Source organism: Microbulbifer elongatus (assembly GCF_021165935.1).
Taxonomy (GTDB): domain Bacteria; phylum Pseudomonadota; class Gammaproteobacteria; order Pseudomonadales; family Cellvibrionaceae; genus Microbulbifer; species Microbulbifer elongatus.
Map to the genome: position 1 here is coordinate 948,968 of NZ_CP088953.1, position 21,120 is coordinate 970,087.

The 21,120-nt window shown below is 58.6% G+C and carries 17 protein-coding genes; 7 read left to right on the forward strand and 10 right to left on the reverse strand.

The genetic code is table 11. The features are described from left to right. Nucleotides 1-113: 113 nt before the first annotated feature. Entirely contained in the window at nt 114-1,922 is a 1,809-nt protein-coding gene (typA, locus tag LRR79_RS03935; protein ID WP_231759108.1) for a translational GTPase TypA, read from the reverse strand. A 254-nt stretch (nt 1,923-2,176) separates the two neighbouring features. Then, on the reverse strand, nt 2,177-2,554 hold the full coding sequence (locus LRR79_RS03940; RefSeq protein WP_231759109.1) for a VOC family protein: 378 nt from the start codon (nt 2,552-2,554) through the stop codon (nt 2,177-2,179). A gap of 350 nt (nt 2,555-2,904) precedes the next feature. On the opposite strand from LRR79_RS03940, the gene LRR79_RS03945 reads away from it, so the two are divergent. Next, complete coding sequence (locus tag LRR79_RS03945; protein ID WP_231759110.1) at nt 2,905-4,335, forward strand: carbohydrate-binding protein; 1,431 nt, start codon at nt 2,905-2,907, stop codon at nt 4,333-4,335. Nucleotides 4,336-4,467: 132 nt separating this feature from the next. Here the strand turns inward: LRR79_RS03945 and thiI are convergent, their stop codons facing one another. After that, a complete protein-coding gene (thiI, locus tag LRR79_RS03950) occupies nt 4,468-5,937 on the reverse strand; it encodes a tRNA uracil 4-sulfurtransferase ThiI (RefSeq protein ID WP_231759111.1) in 1,470 nt (489 codons plus the stop codon). A 390-nt stretch (nt 5,938-6,327) separates the two neighbouring features. On the opposite strand from thiI, the gene glnA reads away from it, so the two are divergent. From glnA to LRR79_RS03980, 6 genes are all read left to right on the forward strand, one after another. Continuing rightward, a complete protein-coding gene (gene glnA, locus LRR79_RS03955) occupies nt 6,328-7,731 on the forward strand; it encodes a glutamate--ammonia ligase (protein ID WP_231759112.1) in 1,404 nt (467 codons plus the stop codon). A gap of 210 nt (nt 7,732-7,941) precedes the next feature. Beyond that, nucleotides 7,942-8,628, forward strand: a complete 687-nt coding sequence (locus LRR79_RS03960) for a DUF4124 domain-containing protein (RefSeq protein WP_231759113.1) — start codon at nt 7,942-7,944, stop codon at nt 8,626-8,628. Between the two features lie 300 nt (nt 8,629-8,928). Then, complete coding sequence (gene glnL, locus LRR79_RS03965; RefSeq protein ID WP_231759114.1) at nt 8,929-10,008, forward strand: nitrogen regulation protein NR(II); 1,080 nt, start codon at nt 8,929-8,931, stop codon at nt 10,006-10,008. A 75-nt stretch (nt 10,009-10,083) separates the two neighbouring features. Next, entirely contained in the window at nt 10,084-11,496 is a 1,413-nt protein-coding gene (glnG, locus tag LRR79_RS03970) for a nitrogen regulation protein NR(I) (RefSeq protein ID WP_231759115.1), read from the forward strand. Between the two features lie 141 nt (nt 11,497-11,637). Continuing rightward, the gene (locus LRR79_RS03975) at nt 11,638-11,973 is read left to right on the forward strand and encodes a zinc ribbon domain-containing protein YjdM (RefSeq protein ID WP_231759116.1); all 336 of its coding nucleotides are present in this window, start codon (nt 11,638-11,640) and stop codon (nt 11,971-11,973) included. Nucleotides 11,974-12,079: 106 nt separating this feature from the next. Further along, nucleotides 12,080-12,877 (forward strand): bestrophin-like domain, encoded by a 798-nt coding sequence (locus LRR79_RS03980; protein ID WP_231759117.1) that lies wholly within the window; start codon nt 12,080-12,082, stop codon nt 12,875-12,877. On the opposite strand, the gene LRR79_RS03985 is transcribed toward LRR79_RS03980, so the two are convergent. The 7 genes from LRR79_RS03985 to LRR79_RS04015 form a co-directional block, all read right to left on the reverse strand. Further along, a complete protein-coding gene (locus LRR79_RS03985; RefSeq protein ID WP_231759118.1) occupies nt 12,874-13,998 on the reverse strand; it encodes an AI-2E family transporter in 1,125 nt (374 codons plus the stop codon). The genes LRR79_RS03980 and LRR79_RS03985 overlap by 4 nt on opposite strands. A gap of 78 nt (nt 13,999-14,076) precedes the next feature. Further along, the gene (locus tag LRR79_RS03990) at nt 14,077-14,805 is read right to left on the reverse strand and encodes a D-Ala-D-Ala carboxypeptidase family metallohydrolase (RefSeq protein WP_231759119.1); all 729 of its coding nucleotides are present in this window, start codon (nt 14,803-14,805) and stop codon (nt 14,077-14,079) included. Nucleotides 14,806-14,845: 40 nt separating this feature from the next. Beyond that, the gene (locus LRR79_RS03995; RefSeq protein ID WP_231759120.1) at nt 14,846-15,526 is read right to left on the reverse strand and encodes a D-Ala-D-Ala carboxypeptidase family metallohydrolase; all 681 of its coding nucleotides are present in this window, start codon (nt 15,524-15,526) and stop codon (nt 14,846-14,848) included. A gap of 198 nt (nt 15,527-15,724) precedes the next feature. Then, the gene (locus LRR79_RS04000; protein WP_231759121.1) at nt 15,725-17,272 is read right to left on the reverse strand and encodes a phosphoenolpyruvate carboxykinase; all 1,548 of its coding nucleotides are present in this window, start codon (nt 17,270-17,272) and stop codon (nt 15,725-15,727) included. Between the two features lie 516 nt (nt 17,273-17,788). Continuing rightward, on the reverse strand, nt 17,789-18,667 hold the full coding sequence (gene hslO / locus LRR79_RS04005) for an Hsp33 family molecular chaperone HslO (protein ID WP_231759122.1): 879 nt from the start codon (nt 18,665-18,667) through the stop codon (nt 17,789-17,791). Nucleotides 18,668-18,768: 101 nt separating this feature from the next. Beyond that, nucleotides 18,769-19,227 (reverse strand): DUF4124 domain-containing protein, encoded by a 459-nt coding sequence (locus tag LRR79_RS04010; protein WP_231759123.1) that lies wholly within the window; start codon nt 19,225-19,227, stop codon nt 18,769-18,771. 46 nt (nt 19,228-19,273) lie between these two features. Then, a complete protein-coding gene (locus tag LRR79_RS04015) occupies nt 19,274-20,824 on the reverse strand; it encodes a S1C family serine protease (protein WP_231759124.1) in 1,551 nt (516 codons plus the stop codon). Between the last annotated feature and the right edge of the window lie 296 nt (nt 20,825-21,120).

The following is a 21,120-nucleotide window of genomic DNA, read 5'->3' on the forward strand; positions in this document are numbered from 1 at the left end:
ATTCCCTATTCAGGTACTGCGTGGGGAATTCAGTGGGATTGTGGTGATAAAAATACATTGGCGGCCAATAAAAAACGGGGCCAGTTGGCCCCGTTTTCAATCGCTTGCGCGAATTACTTCTTCGCGCGCTTGCGCATATTTTCCTGCAGGATTTTCTTGCGCAGACGAATATGGTTGGGAGTGACCTCCACCAGTTCGTCGTCTTCGATAAACTCCAGGGCCTGCTCCAGGGTGTGGCGCACCGGCGGGGTCAGGGTCAGGGCTTCGTCGGTACCGGCGGCGCGCACGTTGGTGAGCTGCTTGGCCTTGGTGGGGTTTACCACCAGGTCGTTGTCGCGGGAGTGGAGACCGACGATCTGGCCTTCGTAGATTTCTTCACCGTGGCCCAGGAACAGGCGGCCGCGGTCCTGCAGTGCATAGAGGGCGTAGGCCAGGGTTTTCCCCTTCACCATGCTCACAAGCACCCCGTTGATGCGGCTGGTGACATCGCCTTCCTTCACCGGACCGTAATGGTCGAAGATACTGGTCATGATGCCGGAACCGCTGGTCAGGGTCAGGAACTGGTTGCGGAAGCCGATCATACCGCGGGACGGCACCACGAAGGTCAGGCGCACGCGGCCCTTGCCGTCCGGTTCCATATTGGTGAGTTCGGCCTTGCGTAGGCCCAGCTCTTCCATGATGGAACCCTGGTGCTGATCTTCCACGTCGATCACCACCTGCTCGTAAGGTTCCTGGATTTCTCCGTCCACCTCTTTCTGTACCACTTCCGGGCGGGAAACACCCAGTTCGAAGCCTTCGCGACGCATGGTTTCAATCAGAACCGACAGGTGCAGTTCACCGCGGCCGGATACCTTGAATTTGTCCGGGGAATCGCCCTGCTCCACACGCAGCGCCACGTTGTGGATCAGCTCCTGATCCAGGCGCTCCTTGATATTGCGGCTGGTGACGAACTTGCCGTCCTGGCCGGCAAACGGGGAGTCGTTCACCTGAAAGGTCATGCTCACGGTGGGTTCGTCGACGGTCAGTGCCGGCAGCGTCTCGGGGTGTTCCGGGTGACACAGGGTGTCGGAAATATTCAGTTCGCCCACACCGGTAATGCATACGATGTCACCGGCGCTGGCCTGGTCCACCTCGACCCGCTCGAGACCCAGGTAACCCATGACCTGCAGCACCTTGGCCTTGCGGGAGTTACCTTCCCGGTCCAGTACCACCACCTGCTGGTTCGGTTTCAGGGTGCCGCGCTTGATGCGGCCTACGCCGATAACACCGACGTAGCTGTTGTAGTCCAGTGCGGAGATCTGCATCTGGAAGGGGCCGTCCTGGTCCACCTTGGGGGGCTCAACCTTGTCGACGATCATCTGGAACAGCGGGGTCATGTCGTCCGCCATATCGGTCTCGTCGAGACCGGCGATGCCGTTCAGGGCGGAGGCGTAGATCACCGGGAAGTCCAGCTGCTCTTCGGTGGCACCGAGGCTGTCGAACAGGTCAAATACCTGGTCCATTACCCAGTCGGGACGGGCGCCCGGGCGGTCGATCTTGTTGATCACCACGATCGGGTTCAGGCCCTGCTCGAAGGCCTTGGAGGTCACAAAGCGGGTCTGCGGCATGGGGCCGTCCACCGCGTCGACCAACAGCAGTACCGAGTCCACCATGGACAGTACCCGCTCTACCTCGCCGCCGAAGTCGGCGTGCCCGGGGGTATCCACGATGTTGATGCGGTAGTCGTTCCAGTTGATCGCCGTGTTCTTGGCGAGGATGGTGATACCGCGCTCTTTCTCCTGGTCGTTGGAGTCCATCACGCGCTCGGAGTCGGCGCTGCGGCGGTCGAGGGTGCCGGACTGCTGCAGCAGCTTGTCCACCAGGGTGGTCTTGCCGTGGTCAACGTGGGCGATGATCGCGATATTGCGAAGATTGTCTATCACTGGGGGCCTCTGGGCGTAATGCGTGATTGGGTGGGACACTGTCTGGTAGAGAGCGGTCACACCGGAAAATTGGGTAGGCGGGGAATGGGCTGAGGTTTGAAACAGCGGCTATCCGGCCAAAGCGCGCGCATTATAGAGGTGAAGTGTGGCAATTGGGAGTCGGATTGGCGGAAATTTGTGCGGATTACAGGGGGCCGGACCGTGGCCCGGCGCTGAAAGGGCGCAAAAACTCCGGGGTTTTATCCAGAACCGGCTTATAGGCGGTGCATGGCGCAGATTTTGTTGCCCGCCGGGTCACGCAGATAGGCCAGGTACAGCTTGAGATCGCCGCGCTCGCGTACCCCGGGAGGGTCTTCACATTCGGTGCCGCCATTGGCAAGACCCGTCGCGTGCCAGCGATCGCCCTGCTCCGGGCTCTCCACGGTAAAGCCGATGGTACTGCCATTGCCACAGGAGGCCGGCTCGCCGTTGATGGGTTTGGTGAGCGCGAATACCCCAGTATCAGTGAAATAAAAACAGCGGCCCTTTTGATCGATCACCCCGGGTTTGTAACCCAGCGCACCGAGAATCGCATCGTAGAACGCTTTCGACTCCTGAATGTCGTTTGCGCCGAGCATAACGTGGCTAAACATGAAATTGTCTCCGGACGTTTGAATAGTTAGGAGAGTGTATAGGGTTTTGAAGATGCTGCCGCGAACAAATTGATTCACACACCATGTACCGGCTGAGCTTTATCAGGAGACAGCGGAACAGACGAATAAGCGCTGGAAAACGCCAAGTTTGTACAGCAGTACAAAGCAGAAATGTTGATACATCACAAAACGTTCAGTGTCGTCAGACACCACATAAAACCGGGTGACAGTTAACTGTTAGCAATACTCGAGGGGTCTAGAGTCGCGGCTCTCTCTGCCCACCTGCGTACGCGGAGAGGTTTAACTCGCTGAACCAGCGAAAATTAATCTGAAACAACGGAGCCGCCATTATGCGTTCACTAACGTTTCGATCCTTGATCAGTATCGCTTCCGCGGTCTTTGCGCTCTCTGCGTTTGCGCAGGACCAGTGTGATTACACCGCTCAATGCAAAGCCCAGTATGGGAATCAGGCAACAGACTGTGCCAACAGCCGCTCACTGTTTAGTGTGTGTATGTGTGGTTCGGTTCCCTGTGAAGAGAGTGAGGACCCCGAACAGCCGGATGAAAACCTGATGATGGTGCCCGGTTATATTCAGGCGGAAGACTATCACCGCTACTGGGATACGACCGCGGATAACCTCGGGGGCGCTTATCGCGAAGATGGTGTGGATATCCAGAACACCAGCGACAACGGTGGGCAATACAACGTGGGCTGGACAGCAACCAATGAGTGGCTGGAATTTGACATTGATGTGGCGCAGGCCGGCGCCTATCGCGCCAACCTGCGTGTCGCATCCGCACCTGGCGGCGGCCAGTACACTGTGGAAATTGACGGGCAGACCCGTGGCACTGCAATGCCGGTGCCGGCAACCGGTGGCTGGCAGCAATGGGTAACCCAGAGTCTGGATCTTGGACAGCTGGCCCAGGGGCAGCACACCCTGCGCTTGCAGATTCAGGCGGGCAATTTCAATATCAACTGGCTTGAACTGCGTCTTCTGGGTGATACCGGAAATGGCGAAATGATTGGTCGCTTCGATACCGGAAAAGATCTGTTTCTGGCGAATTTCGACAGTAAACCGGACCCGGATGACATTCATTCAGTGGCCGCAGTCGCAACCGTTCTGAAAGATGCCCGTTTCAATAACGTGAATTACTTTGCCGTGGCCGGTGCCTATGGGGATCAGGGTGGCGATTTTATTGAAGCGGATTATCTATTTGATCTCGCATTTGGCACCAATGGTTGGACCAATGCGCACGTAAATTATAACGGCGCACTAAACACGGTATTTAATAAAGTGAAGTCCGCGCTCAACGCCGGCGGCGATATCTGGATTGCGGAAGCCGGACAGTCAGACTTCAGTGCGGATCTGGTGCGTCGGGTGAAGTCGCAGTTGCCCTCGGTCAACACCAATGGTCGGATCCATATTATCCAGCACAGCAACTGGAATCAGGATCATACCACCCCCGGCGATCTGAGTTACGTGCGCAATAACACCGACTACCAGAAAATAAGCGATGGCAACTCTACAGGGAATGGTACCCCCGGGTTCAACAACAAAAATACCAGCCACTGGAATCGCGTGCTCAATCACAACGAGGTGGGTGCTATCTGGACTGAAGCCAAGCGCGTTGCCGATCACAGCATCGACAACCACGTAGGGTGGAAAAACCCATCCATTGCCGCAGGAGGCATGGACTTTTCCGACACGGTGGAAACCACCTGGATCTTCGGATTCAATTCGGTGGGGAATATCGGCGGCTTCTTTGATGAGTTTTTGTAACTGATGGCGCGGGCCGGTAACTGCCGGCCCGCTTTGTATCCTCGCCGGCTCTTGCCCTTCCAGTTTCGTGCCTTTTATTGCACCGTCTTGGGCCGGTTCATGTGGGATCAGCAGTGAGCCCGGACTCGCAGTCTATTGAGGCTTTTTGTTTTCCGGCCGAAATACCCCCACATTGCGGTACCCCTCATCCAGCAGATGCGATGCATGCAGCTGGCTCATAACCCCACGTGCGCAATACAGTAAATACTGTTTTTCCTTGTCCAGTTTCTGGAAGGCGGTACTGAGGCGGTAGAAGGGAATGGTTTCCACTTCCGCTCCGTCCAGTTCCAGCGGGTTGACCTCTTCCTCCGTCGGGTGACGAATATCGATAACAATGGCGTCGCCAGGTTCGGTGACGATATCCACCGGTGGTGCGCCTTCGCCGAGGTCGTCCATCACCTGGTCGATATTCTGCATTACCCGGTTGCCCACCGCGCGGTCGAGAACGGTGAAGTCAAAGCGGGATTCCTCGTGCTCCACTTTCTCCATTTTTGCGCGGGTGGTGGGTTTTACCGAGATCACGCCGCAGTATTCCGGCATATTTGCGGCAAATTCCTCGGTGCCGATCTCGCGCGCGGTACGGATGATGTCGGTCTTGTCCGAGGTGATTAGCGGGCGAAGTACCAGGGTATCGGTGACGCTGTCGATCACCGACAGGTTTTTCAGGGTCTGGCTGGATACCTGGGCGATGGCTTCGCCGGTGACCAGCGCATCCACTTCCAGCTCCTTGGCAATGATGGAGCCCGCGCGCAACATCATGCGCTTGAGCGTCACACCCATATAGGAGTCGTCCACTTTCTCCAGTATTTCCGCGACCACTTCGTCAAACGGCACGGTGACAAAGCGCACCCGGTGGGAGGAACCGTATTTGTCCCACAGGTAGAAGGCCACTTCCTTTACCCCGAGCTCGTGCTGGCGCCCGCCCAGGTTGAAGAACAGAAAGTGGGTGCGGATGCCGCGCTTGATGGTGAGGTAGCTGGCCACGGTGGAGTCAAAGCCACCGGACACCAGAGAGATCACCGGGTCCTGGGTGCCCAGGGGGAAACCGCCGAGGCCCTGGTGCAGTTGTTCGATCACATTGAGCTTGTCGTGGCGGATCTCCAGCTTTACGGTGATATCCGGGTTTTTCAGTTTGACGCCGGCGGCGTCGGTGTTCTGGTTCAGGCCGCCGCCCACGTACTGCTCTACGTCGAGGGACTGGAAGTCGTGCTTGCCGGTGCGCTTTACCCGCACGCAGAAGGTTTTACCCGCGAGCTGTGGTCCCCAGATGGCCAGTGTCTTCTGGTAGATATCGTCCAGATCACCGAGGGGAAACTGTTGTACCCGGGCAAAGTTGGCGATGCCCGGGGTGTGCGCCAGTACCTCTTCGATACGGTCGGAAAGGTGGGATACTGCATCTGGCGCGATCACATCGATTTTCTCCCAGTCTTTCTGCACCTTGATACGGTCATCCAGCTGGCGCATCAGCTTGCGCAGGTTATCGGCGAGCTGGCGCGACATGCGCTTGCGCACCGGGTTGCTCTTGATGGTGATCTCTGGGAAAAACTTGACGACGAAGTGCATAGACGTGTGCCGGAACCGCGGTTGAATTGGAGGCCGGGAGCCCGTTTGTCGGCTTCCCGGAAAAGGTGGCGAATTATAAACTCGCTATCGGGAATTTGCTTGTGGCACCAAGTTGGTGCTTACTGTGACTTTTCGGCCCCAAAATAGTGCAAATAGAGGTTTGAGAGCACCAATATTGGGACTATCGTGATCCGAGAGGGAGTGCTGGCGCTCAAAAAGCCGTGGGGTTTGGTTGTTTTGCACCCGATTGCTCCCCCGGGTGGCCATTTCTTACGACCCGAATCACTTTGTTACCGGTTTGCCCCAATTTGGCACACTCTTTGCTTTTACTGTTGCCACAAGATAAAGCGAATCGGCGCGAACATAACTTTTCATTCTTGGAGGACTGTAATGTCAAAGACGCTCGACCTGATCAAAGAGAGCGAAGCCAAATGGGTAGACCTGCGCTTCACCGATACCAAAGGTAAGGAACAACACGTTTCCATTCCCGCCAAAGAAGTTGACGGCGAGTTCTTCGAAGAAGGCAAGATGTTCGATGGTTCTTCCATCGCTGGCTGGAAGGGCATCAATGAGTCCGACATGATCCTGATGCCGGACGACGAGACCTCCTTCCTGGATCCGTTCACCGACGAAGCCACCGTGATCATCCGCTGTAATATCGTTGATCCGATCACTGGCCAGGGCTACGAGCGCGACCCGCGTTCCATCGCACTGCGCGCCGAGGAATACCTGAAGTCCACCGGTTTCGGTGACACCGCACTGTTCGGTCCGGAGCCCGAGTTCTTCGTATTCGACGACATCACCTGGGGTGCCGAAATGGGCGGCGCCTTCTACAAAATCAATTCCGAAGAAGCGGCCTGGTCTTCCGGCGCCTCCTTCGCGGAAGGCAACATGGGCCACCGCCCGGGCGTTAAGGGCGGTTACTTCCCGGTTCCGCCGGTCGACTCCCTGCACGACGTTCGTGCCGCCATGTGTTCCGCTATGGAAGCCATGGGCCTGGATATCGAAGTACACCACCACGAAGTGGGTACCGCTGGCCAGTGTGAGATCGGCGTTGGCGCCAACACCCTGACCAAAAAGGCGGACGAAGTTCAGATCCTGAAGTACGCGGTACACAACGTTGCCCATGCTTACGGCAAGACCGCCACCTTCATGCCCAAGCCGCTGGTAGGTGATAACGGTTCTGGCATGCATATCCACATGTCCTTCAGCAAAGACGGCACCAACCAGTTCGCAGGCGACGCCTACGCTGGCCTGTCTGAAACTGCTCTGTACTATGTTGGCGGTATCATCAAGCACGCGCGCGCTCTGAACGCGTTTGCCAATGCTTCCACTAACTCTTACAAGCGTCTGGTTCCGGGCTTCGAAGCGCCGGTTATCTTGGCCTACTCTGCGCGTAACCGCTCTGCGTCCATCCGTATCCCGTTCGTGCCGAGCCCGAAGGGCAAGCGTATCGAAGCGCGCTTCCCGGATCCCACTGCCAACCCGTACCTGGTATTCGCCGCAATGCTGATGGCTGGCCTCGACGGTGTGAAGGACAAGATCCACCCGGGCGATGCTGCCGACAAAGACCTGTACGACCTGCCGGCGGAAGAGTTGGCCGAGTACCCGACCGTTGCCTCCAGCCTGGAACAGGCCCTGGACGCACTGGATCAGGACCGCGCCTTCCTGACCGAAGGTGGCGTATTCACCGACGACGCTATCGACGCTTACATCGAGCTGAAGCAAGAAGAAGTACAGCGCGTGAACATGACCACTCACCCGGTTGAGTTCGACCTTTACTACTCTTGCTAATGTAAGTCCTGCCAAATAGCAGGTATCATCTCTACGCCCCGCCGGCTTCTTCCCTGGGAAGGGCCGTTGAGAAGGTGCAAAGATGACGAGAAAGCCCGCATCGCAAGGTGTGGGCTTTTTTTGTGGCCGGGTTTTACGCAATCAGGCGCTTCAGGAGTACACTAGCCTTATATGGACAGGTAAGTTGAGAAGAGGATTGCGGGAGTGCCCATGATCAGTCTGACCACCCGGTTATTCACAGGTTTGCCCTTGCTGCTCGCTCTGCTGACGGCGCCGGCGACCGCTCAGCAGGATGAGGATGCATCCAGCGCGCGACAGGGGGATTCCTCCGGCGGCGCTGTGTACAAGATTGTCGGTCCGGACGGACGTGTGACTTTCAGCGATAACCCCCCCGCTGGGGAAAAGGCGGAGAAGGTGGAAATCGGCCCGATCAACGTCCAGCCGATTGCCCCCAAGGGGGCGCTGCCCACCCGCAAACTTTCGCCCCGCAGCGAGGAAGATCGCGGGGAGCTGGGCCCGGTGAATTTCGCAATTGTAAGTCCTGCCAACGATGCCACCATCCCCCCGGGGCAGCGCTTTATCGTACTGGAGGTCGCCATTAACCCTCTGCCGCGAGACGGCCATCAGTTTTTTGCGGTCATCGATGGGCAGCGCTGGTCCGGTACCTCTTCGGGCACCAGCCTGGATATATCGGCGCTGGAGCGCGGCACTCATACGGTTCAGGCGGTATTGCTCAGTGCCAGTGGTAAGCCGCTTGCGCAGTCCCAGACCATTCAGGTGCACGTCAAACGACCCGGCGGCCAGGTCCCGGACTTCCCCGCCGAGCAGGCCCCACAAATGCCACAGATGCCCCAGGCGCCCGGTGTGGCCAAGCCGGTCAAACCCCAGCCTCGCTGAATCGCGAACACCGTGTCCGCACCTCTTTGCGGGGTTCCACGACTGATCTGAAGTGGAGCCCCGGCTTCCCCCACCACGCACTCTGCGCCCCACTGACTCATCCCGCTGCCACCGTGCCCCGTAATGCGCGCCCGTGCTGGCTATTTTTTGCTCTGCGCACAATAATGGTGCGCCCGCTGGCAGTTATGGTCGGTGGTGGCCGGTATTTCTTCCAATCCCCCGGATTTTTTGCGCCATTTTGGTTTGCTTCTTGCACTGCCATTAGGCGAACCGGACATGTGAATTACTTCGGAACCGTGAATGCTAAATGACCGCCAGTTACGCCTGCTGTTGGACAACCTCACTTCGGCCGTTTTGGTGCTCGATGAAAACCTGTCCCTCTGCTATCTGAATTCCGCCGCTGAAGACCTGGTCGCGGTTTCCAGTGCCCGCGCCAGCGGCCAGCCACTGGAAGAGGTCGTGCGGGAGAACCCCGCTGCACTGCAGGCGCTGCGCTCTGCCCTTGCCAGTGGAGAGAAGTACACGGTGCGTCGCGCGCTGTGGCTGTTGCACAACCTGGAAGAGTGCACCGTGGACTACTCGGTAACGCCCCTGACCGAGCTTGGGCTGCTGTTGCTGGAAGTACAGTCCATGGACCGCCTGTTGCGCATCGCCCGTGAAGACGCATTGATCTCCGCGCAGGAAACCACCCGCAACCTGGTGCGCGGTATGGCGCACGAGGTGAAAAACCCCCTCGGCGGCATTCGCGGAGCGGCACAGTTACTGCAACGGGAGCTGAGTGAGCTGGATGATGACGGGTTGGGGGAATATACCCAGATCATCATTGAAGAGGCGGACCGCCTGCGCAACCTGGTGGACCGCATGCTCGGGCCGCGGGTTCCGGTAAAGCTGCAACCGGTGAATGTGCACACGATCACCGAGCGAGTGGCGCAGCTGGTGGAAGCGGAATGCAGTGGTGAGCTGATTATCCAGAGGGATTACGACCCGTCGATCCCGGATATTCCCGCCGACAGTGAGCAGCTGATTCAGGCGGTACTGAACATCGCGCGCAACGCCATGCAGGCGATCGAAGAAAATATTGGTTTTGCTGACGGCAGCCTGATTATCCGCACACGGGTGCAGCGGCAGTTCACCATCGGGCGCCGTCACTGTTCGCTGGTCTGCCGAATCGACATTGTGGATAACGGCCCGGGGATTCCGGAAGACATTCGTGAACGTATTTTTTATCCGATGATTTCCGGGCGCGCAGAAGGCTCTGGACTGGGGCTTTCGATTTCCCAGCACATCATCAATCAGCACCGGGGGCTGATCAAATGTGAAAGCCAGCCGGGGCAGACCGAGTTCCAGATTTATCTGCCGCTGGCAATGGATTCGCCGTGATGCTCAGGTTGAGCAGCAGCAGGAAAAGATCCGAAAAAAACAGTTAAATCAAAAAACGCAGGCCGGAAAACGACTATGAACAATCGCGTTTGGATTATTGATGACGACCGCTCTATCCGCTGGGTACTGGAGCGCGCACTTTCCCGCGCCGGGATTGAAACTACCTGTTACGAAAATGGCGATCGCGCACTGGATGATTTTTACAGTGAATCGCCGGATGTGGTGATCAGCGATATTCGCATGCCCGGCTCAGACGGCTTCAAGCTGCTGCAGCGGTTCCAGGCGGAGCGTCCGTCCCTGCCGATTATCATCATGACGGCACACTCGGATCTGGACAGCGCCGTCGCCGCCTACCAGGGCGGTGCCTTCGAATACCTGCCCAAGCCGTTTGATGTGGATGAAGCCGTTGCGGTTACCCGCCGCGCCCTGGCACTGGCCAACGAGCAGCAGCCGGAAGAACCGGTGGTGATCGAGAACGGCACCGGTAACAAGGAAATCATCGGCGAAGCACCGGCGATGCAGGAGGTGTTCCGCGCGATCGGCCGCCTGTCCCATTCCAATATCACCGTGCTGATCAACGGCGAATCCGGTACCGGTAAAGAGCTGGTGGCGGCGGCGCTGCACAACCACAGCCCGCGCAAAAACCAGCCGTTTATCGCACTTAATATGGCGGCGATTCCCAAGGACCTGATGGAGTCCGAACTGTTCGGCCATGAGAAAGGTGCATTTACCGGTGCCAGCGCCCAGCGCGCGGGGCGCTTTGAGCAGGCCAACGGCGGCACCTTATTTCTCGATGAGATCGGGGATATGCCCGCGGAGACGCAGACCCGTCTGCTGAGGGTGCTTGCAGACGGGGAGTTTTATCGGGTGGGCGGCCACACCCCGGTGAAAGTCGATGTCCGCATTATTGCCGCAACCCACCAGGACCTGGAACGCCTGGTCGAAGAGCACAAGTTCCGCGAAGACCTGTTCCACCGCCTCAACGTTATCCGCATTCACATCCCCCGCCTGGCAGACCGCCGCGAAGACATCCCACGCCTGGTGCGCTTCTTTTTCAATAGTGCCGCGAAAGATCTGGGTGTCGAGCCCAAAATCCTCACCAAAGAAACCGAAGAATACCTGTCTGGTCTCGACTGGCCCGGTAATGTGCGCCAGCTGGAGAATACCTGCCGTTGGATCACCGTGATGGCTTCCGGTCGCGAGGTTCACATCGATGACCTGCCGCCAGAACTGCATCAGCAGGGTGCCACCAGCGAGGCGCCCCAGGACTGGCAGAAGGCGCTGCGTCTGTGGGCGGATCAGGCCCTGGCTACCGGCCAGCGGGAGATTCTCAGCGAGGCGGTGCCGGCTTTCGAGCGCGCCCTGATTGAAATTGCCCTCAAGCATACCGCCGGGCGCAAGCGCGATGCCGCCGAGCTGCTGGGCTGGGGACGCAATACGCTGACCCGCAAGCTCAAAGAGCTGGGAATGAATGGCGTTGACGACTGAAGGCTGCGAGTAAATGGTTATAACGGGCACCATTCGGTGCCCTTTTTGGTTATACTTGGGCAACCACGCACGCTGCCGTGCACGCGTGTCCGCGCCTCTGCGCGGCCGGCAGAGTCAAATCCCTACCACCGGTGTAAAGCCATGAGTGAACTGCCCAATTGCCCCCAGTGCCAATCCGCGTATACCTATGAAGATCGCGATCTGTATGTCTGCCCCGAGTGTGGCCACGAGTGGCGGGCCGGGGATAGCGAGGAAGATGAGGGGCTGAAAATCAAGGATGCCAACGGCAACCCCCTGGCCGATGGCGATACCGTCACCGTCATCAAGGACCTGAAAGTGAAAGGTTCCTCTCTGGTGGTGAAGGTGGGCACCAAGGTCAAGAATATCCGCCTCGTGGACGGCGACCACGATATCGATTGCAAGATCGACGGTATCGGGCCCATGAAGCTCAAGTCCGAGTTCGTTAAAAAGGCCTGATAGCGGCGGGCGCCGCCCCCGGCGCCTGCCACACCGCGCCCATGCCCGGGTAATGGCTGCGTGTTGGAATCTGGACCAGACTTAGAGAAAGTTCTGGGGCCAGATAATGTTTGCCGACAATTTCTTTCACGCCGTTCCCCTGCCAGCGATCTATTTTTTCACCGTGTCCTGGGTGATTGTCACCCTCTGGTTCGGGCTGGTACTGGGGCGGCGATATATGCGCAGGCAGGGCTCTGAAAAGGAGCCCTCCATAGGCAGCGCAGTGACGGCAACACTGGGACTGCTGGCGTTTCTGCTCGCCTTCACCTTCAACATGACTGCGGACCGTTACAACAAACGCAAGGCTCTGTTGCTGGACGAGGTGAACGCGATCCACACCGCCTATCTCCACGCCGATTTTTTAAAACCGCCGGCAGCCCGTCAAGCACGGGCACTGCTGCTGGAATACGCCACCCTGCGCTACTTCGAGCCTACCAGTGAGGCGGTAACCCGGGAGGCTATTGCCAGAAGTGTGGCGATACAGGAGGGGCTGTGGGGACTGGTGGACGGGCATATTGCAGAGGGGTACCAGGGTGCCTATCTGCGTCAGTATGTGGATCCGGTGAGTGACATCATCAACTCGCACACGGCGCGGGTGGTGGTGGGAATGGAGTACCGGATACCGGGTCCCATCTGGCTGGCGCTCTACTTCATCACTGGTTTGGCGATGCTGGCGATTGGTTTCCAGTTCGGTGTGAGCCGCAGCGGCTCGGTGCAGCTGGCGGTGACGCTCGGATTGACCTTCGGCACCGTGATTTTACTGATTGCCGATCTGGATCGCGCGCTGGAGGGCGTGATCATCGTCGATCAGACGCCCATGGCGGAATTGCGGGATACCCTGCGGGCTGCGGAAGCCAGGCGTTAGCTGGCTGGTTTGTCGCCCGGTTTCTGCGGCTCGTCGAGTTCCAGTGGAGAGGTATTGCGTGGCGGTAACAGTGGCGTATCCTCGGCGATAAATTCCCGCATAAAGATCTCCCAGAATGCCATAAACAGTGCTGCCAGCAATGGCCCAATGGCGAAACCGGAGATGCCGAACATCAACAGACCACCCACCGTTGAGAACAGCACGATGTAGTCCGGCAACTTGGTGTCGCGGCCGACGAGGATCGGGCGCAGGATATTGTCTACCAGACTGATTACCATCACCCCGTAAAGCATCAAGACCGTGGCTTTCACGGTATCGCCGGTGGCATACAGATACAGGGCGGCGGGGAACCAGATAATCGCCGCGCCCACGGCGGGCAGCAGCGACAGCACCGTCATCACTACGCCCCATAACAGTGGCGCGGGCAGTCCGAGCACCCAGAAAATAATACCGCCCAGGGTTCCCTGGGTGACGGCGACCACGAGGTTGCCCTTGATGGTAGCGCGGGTGACCTCGGCAAACTTTGCCAGCAGCAGCTTTTCCCGTTCATCACCCAGTGGTAGCGCGCGGATCAGCAGTGCCACCAGTGCATTGCCATCGCGAATCAGGAAAAAGGTGAGATACAGCATCAGGCCGAGGCTGACGAAAAAGTTCAGTGTGTTCTGGCCCAGTGCCAACGCGTTTTTCGCGATGAGGCTGCCGGCAGCCATCAGCCCACCGAGCAACCGCTCTTTCAGGCCATCGAAGTTGAGGCCAAAGCGCTCCAGCGCCGCATTGATACCGGGAAAAGCCTGCCGAATCTGTTCAACCTTGGCACCCAGGTTGATTTCTCCGGACTGAACCTTGTGATACAGCGCAGCCACCTCACTGATAAACGAACTTGCCACCAGCAGCACGGGAATCACCACCACCACAATACACAGGATCAGAGTGGTGAGCGCGGTGAGGTTGGGCCACCGGGGAAAGCGGTTGAGCAGGTAGCGATACAGCGGGTGAAAAATCAGTGCCACCGCACAGGCCCAGAAAATGGCGGTAAAGAAGGGTTTCAGCAGCAGCGCAAAGGCCACGGTGACCAGTGCCAGCGTGAATATAAACGAGCGTCTTTCCAGTCTTTCCTGCACCTGGGAGTCCCTGTTTTTTTAATGGGCGGTTTATGTGGGAAAAATTCCAGGAGCAATGAAAACAGATAGGGTCGTGCTTTACCAGCGCCGGTAACCGCAGGTATCCACATGGAAGCGGATGCCGCTGTAGATACCCAACCCCATATTCCACTTGCGGCCGTACTTTTTGTGAATACGGCGCAATTTGGGCAGCAGCTGTTTGCGGGTGTATTCGTCCTCCGGGATCATGTCGAGTCCACAGAAGTGCATATGCTTACTGGTGCGTGCGCCACCGGCCTTGGCGTTGTAACTGGCGGTGCGCCAGCCGGACAATACGATCACCGGACCGATGGCGGGAATGATGTACTCCTTGAGCACCTTCAGCGTGTCCACCATGGTCTCCCAGGTGTCTTCCGGGGGAATTGCGAACGGCGGCTCGTCAATCTCCTGCCAGTCGGTACCCTGGCGCAGCAGTTCGAACGGCGGTACAACCTCCGCCACGTGGTTCAGCTCCAGAAAGCGTTCCAGCTTCTGGTACTTCGCGCGGTTGTCTCCCTCATCGAGAAACTTTTCAAAGGCTAGAGGCGTTGCCGCGGTATAGCCCTTGATGCGGTAGGTCAGCGGCACATCCGGGTCGATGGGCTCCGGTGCCGGCTCGATATGAGTAACCGGCGAGACAATGCGCTCTGCCAGCTGTTTCACCTTCTCGACCGTCAACACAACCAGTACCACGGAAGCCACCAGTACCAGCGCGACAATCCAGATGACCCGGCGGCGCTCGATATGGATGTCAATGAACTCGTGGTCTTCGCTCTCTTTGATATCCATAGGGTCGAATTACTACCAGACAAGCAACGGTTGGAAACGGTCACCAGTGGCGGAAACCACAGGTGTCCACATGAAAGCGCACGCCGCTGTATATCCCCAGTCCCATGTGACTGGCGGGACCGAGGCGGGCGTGCAGGCTGCGCAGCTCCTCGATCAGCTCCTTGCGACTGATATTCGACTGGGGCACCAGATCCACGCCGCAAAAGGATTTGTGTTTGCTTCTCTTGGAGCCGCCGGCTTTGCGGTTATACGCGTCGCTGCGAAACGCCGAGACAATATCCACCGGACCTATCGCGGGCACCAGTTCATCGCGAATCAGCTTGAGGGTGGCGACCATATTCGGCCAGTAGTCTCTGGGTGGAATGGCAAACGGGGGTTCGTCGATATCCAGCCAGTCGGAGCCCTGGCGCAGGAGGTTCCCCGGCGCGGTCGCATCGGCGACGCCGGCCTGTTTGAGAAACTGCTCGAGCTGAGCAAATTCGCGGCGGTTGCGCCCCTGGCGCAGAAACTGGTTGAGACTGGCTTCGGTGGCGATCCGGTAGCCCTTGAGGTCGTAATAGGGCTTTTCCACCGCTTTGTAGTGCAGGTAAAGCCACAGTGCCAGCAGTAGCACCAGCAGCAGACCCACCACCCCGGCGACCACCCACCAGTTGGTCTGTTGATCCGGCGGCAGATGATCGTACCGGCGCTTGGCTCTGAAAAATGGATTGCCCGATGGCATACGCGCTCACTGCCCGCCCAAAAAAACTGCTTCTCTAATGACTATAGCCGCCTGAAAACGGGCTGCAGGCACCTGTTGGGGTGAGTCGGCAGTTGCCGGGCGGGGTTCAGGGGCGGGGGCGGGCTGGAAACAAAAAAGGCGATCCGAAGATCGCCTTGGGGGTGGCGGTCGCGAGGCCGCCGGGGGGGGAACAAAGGGTTACGCTTTGGGGCCTGCGTCCTTGATATCCGCGGTTACCGAGAACTTTTCAATGTTGTCGGCAAACAGGCCGGCCAGCTTCTGCGCCGCGGCATCGTAGGCACTTTGATCTGCCCAGGCGTTGCGCGGATTCAGGTAAGACTTGTCCACACCTGGCACTTCCTTGGGGATATCCAGGTTCATGATGTCCAGGTGCTCGGTCTCGGCGTTTTCCAGCGCGCCGCTCTGAATCGCTGCCACGACCGCGCGGGTAACCGGAATCGGGAAGCGTTTGCCCCGTTCGCCAGAGCCGCCGGTCCAGCCGGTATTCACCAGATACACTTTAGAGCCGAAGTCGGCAATACGCTTCATCAGCAGGTCCGCGTACTCGCGCGGTGCGCGCGGCATAAAGGGCGCGCCGAAGCAGGTGGAGAAGGTCGGGTGGATGCCCGCTTCCGCGCCCAGCTCGGTGGAGCCCACGCGCGCGGTGTAACCGGACAGGAAGTGGTACGCCGCCGCTTCCTTGGACAGAATGGAAACCGGCGGCAGTACACCGGTGACGTCGCAGGTCAGGAAGATCACATTCTTCGGCTCGCCGGCGCGGTTTTCCAGCTGGCGCATCTCTACGTGTTCCAGGGGGTAGGAGCAGCGGCCGTTCTCGGTCAGGCTGGTGTCGTCGTAGTCCGGTACTCCGGCATCGTCGGTCACCACGTTTTCCACAATGGCGCCGAAGCGGATCGCGTCCCAGATGACCGGCTCGTTCTTCTGGCTCAGGTTGATGGTCTTGGCGTAGCAGCCGCCTTCCATATTGAATACACCGCCCTTGGCCCAGCCGTGTTCGTCGTCGCCGATCAGGTAGCGTTCCGGGTCCGCGGACAGGGTGGTCTTGCCGGTGCCGGACAGGCCGAAGAACAGGCACACATCACCTTCCTTGCCCACGTTGGCCGCGCAGTGCATGGGCATCACGTCTTTTTCCGGCAGCAGGAAATTCTGCACAGAGAACATGGCTTTTTTCATCTCACCGGCGTAGCGCATCCCCGCCAGCAGTACCTTGCGCTGAGCGAAGTTGATGATCACACAGCCCTCGGAATTGGTGCCGTCGCGGGACGGATCACACTCGAAGTTGGCCGCGTGCAGGATGCGCCACTCTTCCTTGCCCTTGGGGTTGTATTTGTCGGCGCGGATAAACATGTTGCGGCCGAACAGGTTGTGCCAGGCGGTCTGGGTGGTGACTTTCACGGGAATATAGTGATCTTCGTCCTGGCCCACGTGCAGCTGCTGCACGAAACGGTCGTGGCTGGCGACGAAGTCTTCAACGCGACTCCACAGGGCATCGAATTTGTCGCTGGGGAAGGGGCGATTCACATTGCCCCACTCGATGCTATCGGCGGTGGAGGGCTCTTCCACCACAAAGCGGTCCGCGGGAGAGCGGCCAGTGCGCGCGCCGGTTACCGCCAGAAGTGCACCGGTGTGAGTAAGGTGACCCTCGCCGCGCTGCAGCGCCTGTTCGACCAGCTGGGCCGCGGAAAGGTTGGAGAACGCCTGCACCGACTCGTTTTGCTGTGCCATTCGCTTATTACCCATGAAAGTTGTATCACTGAAATAAATAGTAGGGGGTGCCGCCCGGAGTTGCTAAACAGATGCGAGACAGAGTCTCGATAAAACTGGCGCCCCAGGGCTGCTGGCGCGCGCATTATTACAAACTTCAAATCCCGATCACAGGAAGTTGTGTATAAAGTTTGAGCAAAAATGGCCTTATCTGGGAATTTTTTCGCGTAATTTTATTCAGAATTATGATGTAGTTTTTTTACTTCATAATTTTGGGGAATATTGGCTGTTCTGTAGTTTTTACTACAGTCAGAACTGCAGAGATGGATCGCTGCTGATTGGATAGGCGGGCACAAAAAACGCGCCGGCTGGCGCGTTTTAGATGGATCGAGGGGGGCTTGGGGCGAAGCTGGCGATGCCGGGTAAAGCTTTGTGAGACCTTCCGCGAGAGGGACCTCGCGGAAGAGCCCCCATGGATGGGTTTACGGCGTGTCTCACAAAGCTTTACCTGGTAGCGCCACCGCCACTAGCGCTGAATCAGTGCAGAGTATGCGGCGGCGCGTTAAACAGCTCCTCGACCTTGTCGCGATCGAAACGGTAGGTCTGATTGCAGAACTGGCAGTCCGCAGTAATCTCGCCGTTCTGCTCTTCCAGCAGCCGGTACACATCTTCCGGGCCCATGGCGATCAGCGCCCGCGCACTGCGGTCGGCGGAGCAGCTGCACTTGAAGCGGATATTGGCGGTGCCCAGGCTCGCCGGTTCCAGCTGATGGAACAGGCGGAACAGCAGTTCTTCGTGGGGCAGGCTGTGCAGCTCCTCCGGTGTGACCGTAGACGCCAGCTGCACGCCGGTTTCCCAGGCGTCTTCATTTTCCACCGCGGAAGCCGCGTTGTTACCGGGCAATACCTGCAGCATGATGCCGCCCACGGTGTCGGCGCTGGATTCGATCCAGAAGCGGGTCTGCAATTGCTCGGACTGGGTAAAGTAGTCCTCCAGGCACTCCGCCAGGGTTTCCTTCTCCAGTGGCACTATGCCTTGATAACGTTCGCCCTCCTGCGGGTCTACGGTGATCACCAGTGCGCCGCGGTTGCCCACAAGCTCGCGCAGGGTCGCGCGCTCTTCGATCTCCGCGCCCTCTGCAACGCGCGCCAGGCCGCGTACATCGCTCTGGTGTGTACACTCCGCCACCAATAGGGGCACGTTGCCTTCGCCGCGGGCCTGCAGCATCAGGCTGCCTTCGAATTTGAGCGTCGTGGCGAGCAGGCAGGAAGCGGCGAGAAATTCGCCCAGTAGTTTCTGTACCGGCAGTGGCAGTTGGTTTTGCGTCAGCACCTCCCGGTAAGCATCGGTAAGCGTGACCAACTGACCACGTATATCGTGCTTGGAGAAGATAAAGCGTTCCAACTGATCCGACATGATGTGTGCCTCGCTGACTATCGGTGGGGGGACGTGGGGAGGCGATTTTAGGGGCAGCCCGCCAGAATTGCGATAGCCTTCAATGGTAGTGCAGGAGGCGTCTATCCACACAGGCGCCGAACCTGGGCCTCCAGTTTGCGCGCTTCGATCTGCCGCTGTCGCTCACTGATGGTGGACTCCTTTCCCTCCGCATCCACGAAATACACCGGGCCCTGCAGAATGGACAACTGTTTGCGTGCCCGCCGACAGGCAATCTGCTGTTGCCGCACCTGATTGGCCTGCTCCCGTTGCTTGCGCGCCGCGTACTCCTGCTCGATATCACTGTAGTGGCGATTGTCGGGAAAATCCTGGCGGCGGGTGGGGTCGGCGCTGTTCACCGGTTTCAGCTGCCCATCCAGGGACTCGGCGTCGGCCTCCACCGGTGGGCGATCGCCAAAATGGACCTTGCCGTCCTTGTCGACCCAACGGTACAGCTCACCGGCCAGGACCGGCTGGCCCCAGAGTGTAAGCAGCAGGGTGGCTCCCCCTGCCAGGATGGAATATGTGAACCGTCCCCGCACCGTCGTCCCTCCATTGAACTGAGATTTTTGCAATACGTCTGCGTGGTTACTGGATCTGGCCGAGTCCGGCATCGCCGGTTTTCACTTCCTCGCCGCGTTCGGCAAGAGCGCCAAACAGGCCCAGCGAATGGCGTTCTGGAATGTGGTATGTCTGCAGGATCAGCGGTTGCTGTTCCCGCGCTGCGGCGCTGTCGAGCACCATACGATAGCCAGCGCCGTCTTTCAGTTCGATATATTCGCTTTCGTTGGCTTCCATCAGCTGCGCGAATTGCTGAAAGTCCCGGATCGGCTCACCATTGACGGACTCGATGATCCAGTTTTTCCAGTCGTGATAGCCCAGATTCACCGGTGCCGGCAGTACCTTGAGTGCGACTACCAGTTCCTGCTGCTCGGGGCTGGACCACTGATTGCGCGCGTAGAGGTAATCAATGGGCGCTTTGGAGTGCCAGTTGCCGCCCCAGCGCTTGATCAGGTTCATATTCAGCGGCACAAACACCACACCACCATAGATGTAGTAGCGCGGGCGCTGGTCGAACTTTTCCCCCTGCACCAGAGAGCGCGATGGTGGTGTGGCGGCGAGAGTGATTTCCTCGTTGTAGATCTTTCCATCCCGGGCAAAGCGCACCGGCAACGGGTCGCCCACGTGGTACTGATCCACGGCAAAGTGGTAATTGGTGCGCTGGTGTTCGCGCCACTCAATGGTGCGGTCCGCGGCGATGTCGAACCCGTCTACCTGCAGCAGAACGTCGCCGGGTTGCAAAACCTGTGCGGCGGGAGCGTCCTCAAATACCCGCACCACCAGCGCGCCTTCCTGATCCGGTGCCAGGCCAGCGGCGGCTTTCATGGATGGGCTCTCCAGGCTCTGGGTGACCGCACCCAGTTCCGGGAAGCCCTGATGCACGCCGTCTTTGGCGTCTTCCAGTACGTGATCAATGACGCTCGGGGGGACAAAGTAGCCCAGGTTTTCGGCACCGTTGCTGTTGTTGGTCTGCATGGCCACGCCGACAATTTTGCCGTTGGAAATCACCGGGCCACCGCTGTTACCGGGGTTGATGGCGGCATCGATCTGACCGGCCATCAGATAGCTCTCAGCATGGGCGTAGTACTGGTGTTCGACCCTGGACAGCACGCCGCGGGTGATGGACAGGGATTTGCCGCCGATGGGGTAGCCGTAGACGGTGACTTCTTCCTGTAGCTCGGGCAGCTTGCCGAAGGTGAGTGCGCGGGTGTCGTCGAAGAAGGCTTCATCGTCGACGGTAAGCAGGGCGAGATCGGCGTCGTGGGAGACGAATTTGACCCGCGCGCGAAATTTCTGCGCATCGCCGTGGCGCTGTACCTGAATAAAGCTGCCGTTGGCGACAACGTGGGCGTTGGTGAGTATCTGCTGGCCTTTGATCACCGCGCCGGAGCCGGAGATCTGCTTGGCATTCAGCAGGGCCCAGGGGTTGAAGTAGTCTGGGGCGGCGGCGGTGGTGTAGATCTTGATGATCGAGCGCTTGAGCTGCTCCCGCTCACGGCTGTCGGCGTGGGTGAGTTGGGAGAAGCAGAGGATCAGCAGGCCCAGTTTCAGGAGGCAGGGTTTCAGCAGGTGTTTCATTACGCGTCGAGTCTTGATTATTTGTGGGTCTGGGCCAGTTTAGCACTTTGGCGGGTTTGTGCTCTGTTGTGGGGCCACGTCAGGTTATGGGGTCTGTCCTTTCGTCGTTTTGTGGCGGCCAGGCGTCGGGTACAGGTTTTCAGGACCGCTGCGAGTACATCCATGTACGCTGCGTCGCAAACGTCCCTGTTTGCGACGCTCCTGAAAACCTGTACCCGACGCCTGGCCTTAGCATTTAGCTTCTGTACTTCGTAGCATCTGGATCCCGGATCGAGTCCGGGATGACAATGTCTGTA

What these genes read in the sequence shown, in the direction of transcription:
- LRR79_RS04015 (WP_231759124.1), bottom strand. Translation starts at nt 20,824, where the DNA reads ATGAAACACCTGCTGAAACCCTGCCTCCTGAAACTGGGCCTGCTGATC.
- glnG (WP_231759115.1), top strand. Translation starts at nt 10,084, where the DNA reads ATGAACAATCGCGTTTGGATTATTGATGACGACCGCTCTATCCGCTGG.
- LRR79_RS04000 (WP_231759121.1), bottom strand. Translation starts at nt 17,272, where the DNA reads ATGGCACAGCAAAACGAGTCGGTGCAGGCGTTCTCCAACCTTTCCGCG.
- LRR79_RS03945 (WP_231759110.1), top strand. Translation starts at nt 2,905, where the DNA reads ATGCGTTCACTAACGTTTCGATCCTTGATCAGTATCGCTTCCGCGGTC.
- thiI (WP_231759111.1), bottom strand. Translation starts at nt 5,937, where the DNA reads ATGCACTTCGTCGTCAAGTTTTTCCCAGAGATCACCATCAAGAGCAAC.
- glnA (WP_231759112.1), top strand. Translation starts at nt 6,328, where the DNA reads ATGTCAAAGACGCTCGACCTGATCAAAGAGAGCGAAGCCAAATGGGTA.
- LRR79_RS03940 (WP_231759109.1), bottom strand. Translation starts at nt 2,554, where the DNA reads ATGTTTAGCCACGTTATGCTCGGCGCAAACGACATTCAGGAGTCGAAA.
- LRR79_RS03990 (WP_231759119.1), bottom strand. Translation starts at nt 14,805, where the DNA reads ATGGATATCAAAGAGAGCGAAGACCACGAGTTCATTGACATCCATATC.
- LRR79_RS03975 (WP_231759116.1), top strand. Translation starts at nt 11,638, where the DNA reads ATGAGTGAACTGCCCAATTGCCCCCAGTGCCAATCCGCGTATACCTAT.
- LRR79_RS03980 (WP_231759117.1), top strand. Translation starts at nt 12,080, where the DNA reads ATGTTTGCCGACAATTTCTTTCACGCCGTTCCCCTGCCAGCGATCTAT.
- glnL (WP_231759114.1), top strand. Translation starts at nt 8,929, where the DNA reads ATGCTAAATGACCGCCAGTTACGCCTGCTGTTGGACAACCTCACTTCG.
- LRR79_RS03960 (WP_231759113.1), top strand. Translation starts at nt 7,942, where the DNA reads ATGATCAGTCTGACCACCCGGTTATTCACAGGTTTGCCCTTGCTGCTC.
- LRR79_RS03995 (WP_231759120.1), bottom strand. Translation starts at nt 15,526, where the DNA reads ATGCCATCGGGCAATCCATTTTTCAGAGCCAAGCGCCGGTACGATCAT.
- hslO (WP_231759122.1), bottom strand. Translation starts at nt 18,667, where the DNA reads ATGTCGGATCAGTTGGAACGCTTTATCTTCTCCAAGCACGATATACGT.